Origin of the sequence: Lysinibacillus phoenicis (genome assembly GCF_047238325.1) — a bacterium.
GTDB classification, from domain to species: Bacteria; Bacillota; Bacilli; order Bacillales_A; family Planococcaceae; genus Lysinibacillus; species Lysinibacillus irui.
The window spans coordinates 1,609,975-1,622,776 of record NZ_JBDFMP010000002.1 but is presented as its reverse complement, the minus strand read 5'-3'; the positions used below and the strand labels follow the sequence as shown (position 1 = coordinate 1,622,776).

The 12,802-nt window shown below is 32.0% G+C and carries 11 protein-coding genes and 1 pseudogene; 10 read left to right on the top strand and 2 right to left on the bottom strand.

All coding sequences use genetic code 11. The annotated features are described in order from the left end of the window. Positions 1-123 precede the first annotated feature (123 nt). Positions 124-1,476 carry a lytic polysaccharide monooxygenase gene (locus ABC382_RS09825; protein ID WP_407133127.1) on the bottom strand — a complete coding sequence of 451 codons (1,353 nt, stop codon included), beginning with the start codon at positions 1,474-1,476 and terminating at the stop codon, positions 124-126. 1,450 nt (positions 1,477-2,926) lie between these two features. On the opposite strand from ABC382_RS09825, the gene ABC382_RS09820 reads away from it, so the two are divergent. The 8 genes and pseudogenes from ABC382_RS09820 to ABC382_RS09785 all read left to right on the top strand — a co-directional run bounded on the left by ABC382_RS09820 (position 2,927) and on the right by ABC382_RS09785 (position 9,246). Beyond that, the gene (locus ABC382_RS09820; protein ID WP_274796101.1) at positions 2,927-3,910 is read left to right on the top strand and encodes a ketoacyl-ACP synthase III; all 984 of its coding nucleotides are present in this window, start codon (positions 2,927-2,929) and stop codon (positions 3,908-3,910) included. A gap of 199 nt (positions 3,911-4,109) precedes the next feature. Further along, positions 4,110-4,394 (top strand): hypothetical protein, encoded by a 285-nt coding sequence (locus tag ABC382_RS09815; protein WP_274796102.1) that lies wholly within the window; start codon positions 4,110-4,112, stop codon positions 4,392-4,394. A 122-nt stretch (positions 4,395-4,516) separates the two neighbouring features. Further along, positions 4,517-4,915, top strand: a complete 399-nt coding sequence (locus ABC382_RS09810; protein ID WP_269897391.1) for a hypothetical protein — start codon at positions 4,517-4,519, stop codon at positions 4,913-4,915. 392 nt (positions 4,916-5,307) lie between these two features. Beyond that, a complete protein-coding gene (locus ABC382_RS09805) occupies positions 5,308-5,985 on the top strand; it encodes a hypothetical protein (RefSeq protein WP_322611451.1) in 678 nt (225 codons plus the stop codon). A 336-nt stretch (positions 5,986-6,321) separates the two neighbouring features. Further along, a pseudogene (locus tag ABC382_RS09800) lies at positions 6,322-7,036 on the top strand (tyrosine-type recombinase/integrase). A gap of 64 nt (positions 7,037-7,100) precedes the next feature. Then, positions 7,101-7,655: a hypothetical protein gene (locus ABC382_RS09795; RefSeq protein ID WP_274796106.1), complete on the top strand. Its 555-nt coding sequence runs from the start codon at positions 7,101-7,103 to the stop codon at positions 7,653-7,655. A 299-nt stretch (positions 7,656-7,954) separates the two neighbouring features. Beyond that, positions 7,955-8,479, top strand: coding sequence for a P-loop nucleotide/nucleoside kinase family protein (locus tag ABC382_RS09790; RefSeq protein WP_322610336.1), 525 nt, complete (start codon positions 7,955-7,957; stop codon positions 8,477-8,479). A 248-nt stretch (positions 8,480-8,727) separates the two neighbouring features. Next, a complete protein-coding gene (locus ABC382_RS09785; RefSeq protein WP_274796109.1) occupies positions 8,728-9,246 on the top strand; it encodes an NUDIX hydrolase in 519 nt (172 codons plus the stop codon). A 366-nt stretch (positions 9,247-9,612) separates the two neighbouring features. Here the strand turns inward: ABC382_RS09785 and ABC382_RS09780 are convergent, their stop codons facing one another. Next, the gene (locus ABC382_RS09780) at positions 9,613-10,482 is read right to left on the bottom strand and encodes a LysR family transcriptional regulator (protein WP_274796110.1); all 870 of its coding nucleotides are present in this window, start codon (positions 10,480-10,482) and stop codon (positions 9,613-9,615) included. Between the two features lie 91 nt (positions 10,483-10,573). On the opposite strand from ABC382_RS09780, the gene ABC382_RS09775 reads away from it, so the two are divergent. Both ABC382_RS09775 and ABC382_RS09770 read left to right on the top strand, forming a co-directional pair. Further along, entirely contained in the window at positions 10,574-11,761 is a 1,188-nt protein-coding gene (locus ABC382_RS09775) for an MFS transporter (RefSeq protein ID WP_274796111.1), read from the top strand. Between the two features lie 436 nt (positions 11,762-12,197). Next, a complete protein-coding gene (locus ABC382_RS09770; protein ID WP_274796112.1) occupies positions 12,198-12,743 on the top strand; it encodes a hypothetical protein in 546 nt (181 codons plus the stop codon). Positions 12,744-12,802: the final 59 nt, after the last annotated feature.

Sequence of the window (12,802 nt, the reverse complement as noted above, 5' to 3'; positions counted from 1 at the left end):
AAGAGAATACAATAGAAGGAGCTGTACGTTTATGTACAGCTCTTTTTGGTGTTTATAAAGATAGTGTCGTTTACTTAGTAATCGGCAAGAACGTTATAATAATTTGTTTATTACACTTAATTTTTATTGGATTTCTTTCCATAAAGACAACGCGTTGATCCAATTTGGATCTCCGTATCCTTGATAGCTTTGAACAGCTTCATAATTCTTTCCTTGGTATTCTACCTTATCTCCTTTTGTATACGCCTTAAACGGATTCCATTGTTCATAAGAAGCTCCGAGGTCTTTTGTTGTTACAGTTAAAATTGGACTTTTAATGGATTCATTTCCAGCTGTATCTACAGAAGTTACTGCATACTTATATGTTGTATTTGCTTGGAGATTCTTGTCCATAAATGATGTAGTTTTTGATGTCCCAACAACAGTCATAGGTTCAACTTGTGTCCCTTTATATATAACATAATGGTCAACTGCTACATTATCCTCTGATGCAGTCCACATTAAGTCTACACTAGAAGATGTTACTCCCATTGAGTGTAGTGCAGTCGGTTGCGTTGGTGTTTCTGTATCTGGAACAGTGTGCATTGTCTCTACAACTGTCGATTCGCTTTCATTAGAAACATTTCCAGCAGCATCTACTGCTTTTACTGTATATGTATATCTAGTACTCGCTTTTAAATTTTTATCTGTGAATGATGTTCCTGGTACCACGCCAACTACTTTACCATCTCGTAATACCTGATATTCTTTTACACCCACATTGTCTGTAGAGGGATTCCATTTTAGTTCAGCACTGTTAGAAGTAACTTTTGTTGTAAGTAATCCATTTGGTTGAGTTGGAGCTTCTTTATCTACGTCTCCATTATTCACCAAATTAACATCAATTGCACTATAGAAGGCATTTGAAGTATCAGCTACATCCCAAACAGCTAGAATAATGTGGTACCCACTACGATCAGTTGGGACGTTAATTGTATGAGTTAAATTATTCGATGCGGCAGAACCATTATGTTCAACAGTACCAATCAGTTCAAGATCAGCACGAGATAATGGTTTATTAGGATTCCAACCACTTTTTGTAATATAATAATGCCATTTACTTGTTAAATGAGGGGCAGTATATTTCCATGTAAAAGTATTTAATCCTCCTGTAATCGTATTCTTAAACCAACGATCTGCAGTTTGTTGATCAAGGATACCACCAAATAGGCCCCCAGCAGATGCGATTTTACCATCAGCAGGTCCACTTTGTGGAAATCCTTTAGGTGCCTCTAGACTTTGTGGCTCGTACATAACGTTTCCACACATTAAGTTAAGTGCCCCATAATTTTGAGTACATAAAGCAGCTCTGCTAGCAGGTTTTTCAACAAACCCATGAGCATATGCATTTGGCGCCATTGAAACACCTATGATTCCAGCAGCTAAAATGGTAGCACTTAATCCTTTTTTGCTTAATTTTGTGAATTTAGTATTCATATAACTAGTCTCCTTTTGTTGGAATTAGAAAGCAACTAGTATGATAGCAATATATTAATAATTATTCAAAGTCTGTATATATAGTTAAATTGTAATGGTTAATAAAAACAATTTGTTTCAATATGGTTAGTTATATAGTCCTTAATCGGATATTTATCTTATTTTTTGGACTTATTTTCTATTAAAAATAACATGTTATTTTATAAAAATCTTTAATTCTATTAAAATTTGTCAATTTCCGTACAGTTACTCTTCTCATCCATGTAATGACATAAAAAAAGTAGTTAGATTGAAACGAAACACTCAAATATTGCAACATGAAGTATCTAGCTAAAGCTCCTTTTGTTCAAAAATAGACTAAGAAGCAATATTGTAATAATTGGTGAAATTGTAGTAACTTAATTTAAATAACGGGAAGAACCCGCTTCAAGAAACCATTATGACATGGGCTTTTAAACATGGCATGGTATTTGAAGCGGGTTCTTTTTATTTATTGAAAAGAAAAGATTCGAAGGGAAGATAACTAATGTATTGAGTGCTTTGCATCAATACATACGATTATAATTTAACATGTCCATAAACATGAAAAATGCAAGGAAAGTGAATAATTTATTGATAATCAGCCAAATTTTTATTATTGTCTGCCAGTATTTATATTTTGTTATCGCTTCAGTTGAATTTTTATATCCCATTTTTAATTATCAGCATTCTCATAGGTATTATATAATGCAATCTAAAAAATATAATAATAATAAAAAGAATTCATTTATTGTGGAGTCTTTTTATTATGTCTGAGTAATCTGGTTTATCACTCACTAAGACTAAGAATGGAAATCTAAGATTGGAAATGAATAATTTTAAACTAAGGTAGGAGTTAACCTACCTTAGTCGGGCGGACAAAATAACAGGAAAATGATCGAACTTTTTTTAAAAAATCTTATACTTAATCTAAAAAGAGTAACTAACTACATTTTATCAATCATTTTTTAAAATGTAATTTTTGATAAGGAATGAGGGATATTTTTTAATCAATCTTTATAAAGCTACAAAAAGTTATAATCTAGTTTTAAATTGTATGTAGTATTCATTACGCTTCGTTTCCATCTTTCTTTTATTCCTTCAAAATTCCTTATGGCTTGAACTTACAATTTATAAGGAATATATTTCAAACTTTATTTGTCATATACAATTTTATAAAAAAGATTGATCATTTATAACAAAGCTCGATTATTTAAAACAAAGATTAACATTTATAATATAGTTTGATTAAAATTCCTTTGTTGATATGCAGGATTTTTTTGTTCAACTATCGGGCCATTTAATGGAGTAAGGTTTATTGAATTAACTGTGCATCCGGTAAAAAAAATTTTTTTACCCATTATTAGTACCTAGTGCTAGTAATAAGTGATAAAATAAAGGAGTAAAAATTTCTAAATAAGGTGGTTTTTTTATGTCCGTATCTAAAGCTCGTATTACTGCCATAGGTTCATATGTACCTGAAAGAAGGTTAACAAATTACGATTTAGAAAAATTAGTTGAAACAAACGATGAATGGATTGTTAAACGTACTGGTATTAAAGAACGAAGAATAACAAATGAAGAAGAATTTACAAGTGATTTAAGTTATAAAGCCGTAAGAAATTTAATGGAACGATACGATAAATCAGTAGATGACGTCGATATGATTATCGTCTGTACATTAACTCCTGATTTCAAAACTCCAAGCGTGTCTTCATTAGTCCAAGCAAAGCTAGGTATTAAAAATTCTGGAACTATTGATTTAAACGCTGCTTGTGCAGGGTTTACTTATGGATTGCATGTAGCAAATGGATTAATTACTTCTGGTTTACACAAGAAAATTCTTGTTATTGGAGCAGAAACTCTATCTAAAGTTACTGATTATGAGGATAGATCTACCTGTATTTTATTTGGAGATGGTGGAGGAGCAGTACTTGTAGAGTTCGACGAAAAAAAACCAAGTTTTCTATCCTCACATTTGGGTTCAGAGGGGGAAAAAGGAAAAAGCTTATATTGTTCCAATTTATCAAATCGTATGTTTGAAGAGGATTTAATTAATAGTGATAAAATCGTTCAAAATGGACGCGAGGTTTACAAATGGGCTGTTACTACTGTTCCTAAAGGTATGCAAACTGTTATGAAAAATGCATCTATCCCTTTAAGTGATGTTGATTGGTTTGTACCTCATAGTGCAAATTTAAGAATGATTGAATCAATATGTGAAAAAGCTGATTTCCCGATAGAAAAAACATTATATAGCTTAGTTGATTACGGTAATACTTCGTCGGCTACAATCCCATTATCACTAGATAAGGGTATACTTGAAGGGAAAATCAAAAATGGTAACAAGATGTTATTGTATGGCTTCGGTGGTGGTTTGGCATATGCTGGATTATTAATTAATTGGAATATATGATAATTTGTTTATAGCTTTCTTATCTACTTCACACTTTCGTTGTTCATCAATCGGGCGCTTTTCTGAAATAGGAAAGCGTCTTTCTTCATGGAAAGGGCCAGATTGTTGAATAACAAATTTTCGCTAAATATTGCCAAGTGAGGGTTTGGGAACAATTTAATTACAATTTATGTCTATATTGAAAAAGGGAGGTGTCATTTTGTGGTTAATATTAGGTCTTATTGCTATAGTAGCAACTTTTATAAATCTTTATATGTATACAACAGGTAAAGATTATAAACTTGCGATGACAACCGGGTTATCATTTACAGCACTGACACTCTGTGCAGAACATAGCCTTGTATCTAATTGGGTAAAAGTTGAAGATTGGACGGCTTTATTGGATGTTGCACCTTCTATGGAAAAGGCGTTATGGTTTCTGACAATTGTTTCTATTTTACTAAATATAACACCTATACTTTTAGAACTAAAAAATAAAAAATAATTACTTATTGTTGTTCATTTGGATTTACAACGTTAAGAGCAAAAAGTCCCCAAATCTCGCTTTGGGAAGGTTATACTTTAATTAATTTAAAAGTATAGCGATTTTGATACGGAGGTGTTGAAATGTATACTCAAAAAATAATGTTAGCTTTATTTTTATTTATTTTTCTTTTAACAGGCTGTGGATTAGAAACGAAAACACTTACGGAATTTTATAAAAACGACCTTGAAGATGTTACTAAAATTCAAGTACAAGATGGAGGTACAGGTTATTCAAAAATCACAACAGATAAAAAAGTAATTGATGAGTTTTTGAGTGAAATCAAGGATGTACAATTTATACCTGAAGAAAATCAAGAAGATAGAGCTGGATTCCTTTATTCCATTACCCTTTATGAAGATGAACAAATGACTTTTATATTTACAGAAAATTATGTAAATGACTATTACTATTATACAGAGCCTGATATTTATCCAATAGTTGATAGCTTTTATAAAAATCTCAAAGTTGAAGAAGAATAAGTTTCCTTATGCAACTAACCATGTCCCTAAGAATGGTAGGTTAGTATTTAAACTAACGGGATACTTTAGTGTAACATGGATTTATAACGCATACATCAATAAACAAAAAAACGTTCCCAAAATCAAAGTTAGGTAACAAAACTTCGTTTGGGGAGCATTTCTTGTTCAACTAACGGAGTGCTTGAGTTGAATAACGATCTTCAATAATCGGGCGCTTTTCCGTAATAAGGAAAGCGTCTTTCTTCATGAAAAGGGCCAGATTGTTGAATAAAATCATTTTCAATTACATTATGTTATCAAACCAGGGTTTGGAAGGTTTTACCTCCATTAACTTAGCAAATCGGTAGAATAGTCAGTAAAATTCCGAGAACACTAAAATGAGGTGTTTTCATATGAAAAAAATTCTTATTTTAATGATTGCTATCTCTCTTTTTACTGTTTTATCGAAGGCGATAGCTACGACAAATGACTATGATGAAATTGCTAGGTCTGATAAAGTGGGCGTTTCCATTTATGCAAAAAAGCTAAATGGATATGGATTATATACAAATTTTAAAATTGATTTTCAAGGTAGTATCCTTTCAAAACCTTATTGGATAAACACAACAAGTCCTACTTGGTCTCCTGAAATTATCTACGAGGATATCAGTCAAGATGGAAAGAAAGAGCTAGTTATAATTTTGACTAAAGATATTGGCACGGGTGTTTTAGAATGCGAAGTTCATGTTTTTCAAACACAACCGCGAAAATCAGATAAAACACAGAGTCAGATACCAGTTGAAGTACCTGTTGATGAACCATTAGCGATATTATTAAAAAACGTAAAGACCGAGTTAACACCAAACAAGGCAAGTGTTAGTATTGGTGACAAGAAATATACAGTTGATATTAAACCTTTGGGTATCCAACCTGGAAATTTATTTGATGAGATATACTTTGGTAATCTTATCAACTTTGAAATAAAAAACAATCAACTTGTTGCAAAGCTCGGAGGACAAATCTCTCCTGTAGGAGGATATATAGGGATATTCAAATCATCTATATATACAAAGATAAAATGTATCAAGTAAAATCAATTAAATTTATACCTCATGAATAAAGAACGGTCTTCCACAATCGGGCGCTTTCCTGGAAAAATGGAAAGTGCCTTTTAGATTAATTAGAGTTCAAAACTATCACTATTTTTTAGGTTGTTGAATATCCTTGTATGAAAAAATCTTTCATTGAACATAATAGAATTTAGAATTAATAGATTTATAGGTAGGAGAGTGAAAGACACATGTTATTATCGCGAAGCATGGAAAAGGTATCAACAGGATAAAAAAATCGAGGGATATTCATCGCTTACATTAAAAACATATTGTTTTCAATACAATCTATTATTACGATTTTTTGGTGATATTGATATGAACGAATTTAATACAGATAGATTAAAGGAATATTTAATACGATCAGGAGACCACTTAAAGCCTTCCAGTTTAGGACATAGGATTCGTTGTGTTAAATCATTATTTAGATGGTCACATGAAGAAGGTTATACTCTAAAAAATCCTGCAGCTAAATTAAAAGAGCCGAAATTAGGTAAAAGGATTCCTAAATTTCTCTCAGAATTAGAGATAGAACATCTAAGGGAAGCTTGTCAAACAACGATGGAGAAAGCACTATTTGAGTTTATGTATTCAACCGGCTGCCGTATTGGTGAAATTGTAAAATTAAATCGAGAAGATATCGATTTTCAATCGAATTCAGTAATTGTACAAGGGAAAGGTGATAAAGAAAGGGAGGTGTACTTTAATACCCGCTGTTCTATTTGGTTAAAAAGGTATTTAGATGAACGAGAGGATAAAGAACCTTGTTTGTTTATTACGGACAGACGGCCGAAAAGGCGAATGAGCATTGATAATTTAAGATATATTATCAAGCGCATATCAAATCGTGCTAGTATAAAAGAGTATACATCCGCATCAATTACGACACAGCTATGCAACACATATGATTAATAACGGTGCGCCAATTGATGTCATTCAAAGTTTACTGGGTCATGAAAAGAGTGAGACTACAAAGATATACGCTCAACTAAGCGGAAAGCTAAGACAAGATTTATACAGTAAATACTTTTAAAAAACTTTCATTCAATCAAGATACTCATGTAGAATTACAATACTTTCTAAAAGGAGGATATATAATGAAAGCAACGAAACTCGTATCATTAGCAATACCTATTCTATTATTAGTAGGTTGTGCGGTAGAAAATAAAGAGTCTACTCCTAAGACTGAGCAGTTAAGCAAATCAACAATGAAAACAGTAATATCAGAGAAACAGTATCCCTATTATATTTGTGAACAATTAGTAGAGTTTCAATACATGAAGGATTTATTCATAGTAAACTCGATGAAAGCTATGGAAGACAAAGAAAAAGAAAAAGATATTTTAAAAACAGCAAACAAGATGGATAAGATTTTAGACAATATGGAATATGTAAAAGTTCCTGATAAATACAAAGACATTCACAAAGACATACAAGTAGGGGTAACAGATGCAAGAAAAGCAATAAAGTTTATTAAAGACGCTAGTAAAGAGGATAAGCCGAATATGCAAGAAGTTGTACTAAAAAGTACTCCACATTTATCAGGTGTGGATGGAGATAATTGGAAAAACGCACTTTATGAGTTAAGTAAGGAAAACAAAGATGCTTATGGTAAAGCACTTGATAAATTAATGAAAGAACATGCGGAATAATATAGTACCATACAACAATTATAAGGGAGTTATGCGTAAAATTAGTTCTTCAACTAACGGGCTGCTTTAGTTTAACACGAATTATGGTTATAATCTTCCACAATCGGGCGCTTTCCTTGAATAGGAGAGTGTCCTTTTTCATGAAAAGGGCCATTTAGTTGAATAACTGCCTCTAAAGAGAATTGTATATTTATGTTAAAATTTAGGGGTAGTTCTTGAGAACAACTTGGTTATTTAATAAGAGTTTTTCGTTATTGCCATAGATACTTTATTTATAGTAGAAGAAGTGAGGGATTAACATGTTTTTTGTTCAAATGTCTGGCTTTCCTGGGTCTGGAAAGTCTACACTTTCTCGTCAAATTGCTGAGCGTACAGGAGCAGTCATAATAGACCACGATATTGTAAAATCTGCTTTATTACAGTCAACAGAAGAAATTCAAATCGAATCAAAATTAACTGGTAAGATTTCATATAATATTGATTGGTCTTTAATTGAATTTTACTTATCACAAGGACAAAATGTAGTATTTGATAGCCCTTGCCTTTATCAAGAAATGGTAGATCGAGGAATTGCTATGTCTAAAAAATATAATGTGAAGTACAAATATATTGAGTGCTACCTTGATGATTTTCAAGAGATTAATTTTAGATTGAAAAATCGAGAAAGAATGATAAGTCAAATAAGTGAGGTAACTTCCGAAGAGAATTTTAAATATACATTAGTCAATAGTAAAAGACCCGCTGATTATCAGTGCTTGGTTGTAAATACTGGCGAACCTATCGATAGTTATATTAATGACGTTGTAAATTACATAAAGAAATGAGTTGTAAATATTTTTTATTCAATTAAAGGGCGCTTTCCTTGAATAAGGAGAGGGTCTTTCTTCATGAATAGGGCCAAATTGTTCAAAAACAATCTTTTAATGGATGTTACCAAATGAGACCTTGGGAACAATTTAGTCAAACAAATATACAAATTAAAGTTGAAATTTTCTTAAAATTCACTTTTGCCAACTTGTTTTACGGTATAATAAAAGGCTAGCTAAAATAAAAATCCATAAGGAGTTTAACAATGGAAAAGTGGGATTTATATGATAAACATCGCAATAAAATAGCGAAACAAATAACTCGTGGAGATGACATGGCATCAGACGAGTTTCATTTAGTAGTACACGTTTGTATATTTAATTCAAAGGGAGAAATGCTTATTCAGCAGCGTCAGCCTTTTAAGAAAGGATGGTCGAATCTTTGGGATATTACTTGTGGTGGTAGTGCTATTGCAGGCGACACAAGTCAGCAAGCTGCTTCAAGAGAGTTATTAGAAGAGTTAGGGATACATTATAACTTTGAAAAAATGCGTCCACAATTTACTATTAATTTTGAACGTGGATTTGATGATTATTATCTCATTGATTATGATTTTAATTTGAATGAATTGACGTTACAAACAGAAGAGGTACAAGCAGTGAAGTGGGCTTCTAAAGAGGAAATTTTAAAGCTAATCGAACTAAAAAAATTTATACCTTATTATGAAAGTATAATTGCGTTTCTTTTTGAAGGACGACATCAATATGGCTCTATTCGTCTTTAAACGGAACATGCAAAGAATTAAACCTATTCATTCAATTTTACTTCCTCAAATGAAGGTTTATAATTTAGTATCTTCAACAATCGGGCGCTTTTCTGAAATTGATCTGCACCCCAAATGTTAAAGTCTTGTCTAACATTTGGGGTGCAGATCAAAATAAGGAAAGTGTCTTTCTTCATGAAAAGGGCCCTATTATTAAAAACATTTTTTAACGAAAGGCTCCAAAACAACGATTGGGGACGTTCCATTACACTTGTTAGGTGTTTTTAAAAAATCTAAAAGGCTATACAAATCCCTTTTTTCTTCCCTTTTATCATGAGTTACATGAATAAAGGAAGCTCTATTTTGAAACGTAATCGCTGCAAATGTTCACTTAAAAACACTTTTTGCCACATGGAGAAATTCCTTAACTGCAGGAGAAGCATTTGCAATAGAATGACAGGCAAGTGCTACTTCACGGCTGTTTTCAATATTTAGTTTGCTGATTTTTATGTTTTGCTGTGTCTTTAAATATAATTCTGGACCTATCGTAATGCCAAGTCCTTCTTGTACCATATTAGCGATGGTTGTACAGTCGTGTACTTCAAAAAGAATAGATGGTTTAATTTGCGCTTCTGCAAATAATTCCTCAACATGTGATTGGTACATCCCTGTTGGCATAATAAAGGATTCATCCATTAAATCATTCATTTCTACTGTTTCTTTAAAATGGAATTGATGATCAGGGTGATAAGCAACTACCATCTTGTCTTTAATTAAAGGAACTAAATCGAAATTTGGATTTGATTTTCCTTTTACTACAAATCCAATGTCAATAATGCCTGAACCCAACCATTCTGTAATTTCCTCATAGGTTCCTTCGTAAAATTTAAATTCTATTTTAGGATGTTTTTTCCGGAATTTCACAAGTAATTTAGGCAATAAGCAAGAAGAAGCACTCGCAAAAGTGCCGATACGAATAATACCTGTTTCCAAGCTTGTCATAAGTGCAATTTCTTGATTAATGACTTCCACTCTTTTCAATATTTCTCTAATATTCGGCAGAATTTTTTGCCCTATTTCTGTAAGTGTTATTCCCTTTTTTCGATCTCGAATTAATAAAGTAACTCCCCATTCAGATTCTAAACTTGCAACTGCATGACTCACGGCTGATTGAGTCATATTTAATATTTCAGCAGTTTCTGTAAAGCTTCCTAGCTCGACTACTTTTGCAATGATTTCGTAGCGCACAATAGTCATGAGTAATTACTCATCTCCTTTATTAAAAACATCAATTTTACTTATATTAACATGGGACCTAAAATAAAAACAGCAGTTCAAATATAAGGAGATGTACAAATTGAAAAATAATATAAATCAACTAATCATCATACTTTTAGCTTTAGGAGCTTTTGTAACAGGAACAGCAGAGTTTGTTGTTTCTGGAATTTTAGAACTGATTTCTTTTGAATTAGATGTTTCAATTTCAATAGCTGGCCAGTTGATTACGATTTATTCTTTATCTTATGCCATTGGAGCTTTGATTTTGGTCATACTAACGTCTAAATTGAACCGTAAAAAAGTGCTTTTATATGCTATCTCTATATTTATTCTAGGAAATCTAGTTGCATTTTTTAGCTATAATTTTGTCTTTCTTATGTTATCCAGAGTCATTATGGCGATGAGTGGAGGATTATACATTGTAGTTGCCACCAATTATGCTGCGCAAATTGCAGTTCCAGAAAAAAGAGGTAGTGCTATGGCAACAGTCATTACTGGTTTCACTGTTTCATTAGTACTTGGAGTGCCTATCGGTACATTTTTAGCTGGACATTTTGATTGGCACTATATTTTCTTAATCATTGCGTTTGGCACATTTTTTTTATTGATAGGACTTTACAAATTATTACCATATATAGAAGGGAACCAACCGTTGCCATTTAAACAACAGGTGCAAATTATTAAAGATAAACGAGTCGTTACAGGTTTAATGACAACGATCTTTTGGATATTAGGATATACTATGGTGTTTGCCTACATTGCTCCATTATTAAGTCATACTGCTGGCTTTTCTATTGAAATGACAAGTATCGCTTTATTTATTTTAGGCACTTTTGCTTTTATTGGTTCACGCTTTGGAGGATATGCGGTAGACAGATGGGGACCTAATCGAACAATATCATTAAGTTTATGTGTTCATATCATCTCTTTATTTGTACTAACATTTACACAGTATAGGGCAGTGGGTGTATTTGTCACACTAGCTTTTTGGGGAATAGCAACTTGGACAACGACACCAGCAAAGCAGTTTTATCTGATTTCACTAAAACCACAATCCTCTGAAACAGTTCTCAGTTTTAATACCGCCTTAATGAATGTGGGAATGATGCTGGGCTCTGTATTAGGAGGAATCATTATTCAATATACTAATATAGAAAATTTAAGCTGGATTGGTGGATTATTCGTTATACTCGCATTTATTTTTATCAGATGTTCTTTCTACCTAAATAAAAAAATTATGAAGCACCATCGACTTTAATGAATTAAAAAGTAATTTCTAAACTCAACTGCCTTGATATTCAGTTGGGTTTTTATTTTTTTAATACTCTTCGAATTTGGCATTTTATAAAAAATCTTGTTGAGGTTATGGAAGGGGAAATCATCACCCACATTTGAGTTGAGAAGGGAGGGGAAATGCATGTTAGAACGAACGTACCTAATGGCAAGTTCGCTGTACATTTTAATGCCTTTTGTAAACGAGTATTGAAGAAGATAACAAGGAACTTTTATTAGAGTATGACTAATGAGTATAGGATTTAATAAACATCTTAGTTATTCCATTATAGGGCCATATTATTGAATAACTTTCTTTATAAAATTTTACCAAACGAAGCTTTGGAAATTTAAAACCGATAAAAATCAATAAAATCCATTTGTGGTATTATTAAAGTAACTTTTTTTGATATGGGGTGGAAATGTTGAAAAGATATTTTTACATAAGCATTTTATTAGGTTCATTGGCTTTATCAGGTTGTATTAATGATGAAGCTGATAACACAGAAGCTACAGCAGAATCGTTGGCTACTGAACGTTCCAAAACAATTCACAAAGATGATAATACTAAAAAGACAGAAGAAGTAAAAGAAGTTGTAAAAAAGGAACCTTTTATCTTAGATGTCACGGATATAGAGAAAGTAGCACCAATAAGAAGTTTTTATCCTATTGCGATTGATGCAGAGATAACGTCTCCTATAGGTGAAATTAAATCCTCTTTTACTCATTCTGGTGATAGTCCATTTAAAATAACCTTACTAAATATTGGTACTGAAAGTTTTTTATACAAAATTCAAAATCTAGATAAAGAAACAAAAATAGCAAATGGTATTTTAAAAAGTAATGAATGTTATGAGAAGATATTTGACGGCTTCCCTGAAGGCATTTATGTCATATCTTCCGTAATAGAAGAAGAAGGGTTCCCTACGGATATAAAACTAAAGGTAAAGGTAGAGATGCTTCATTAACTGATTTGGTTTTTAAGGTGAAAACTCAAAACCTTGTTCAACTTACTGTAGCATTAGTG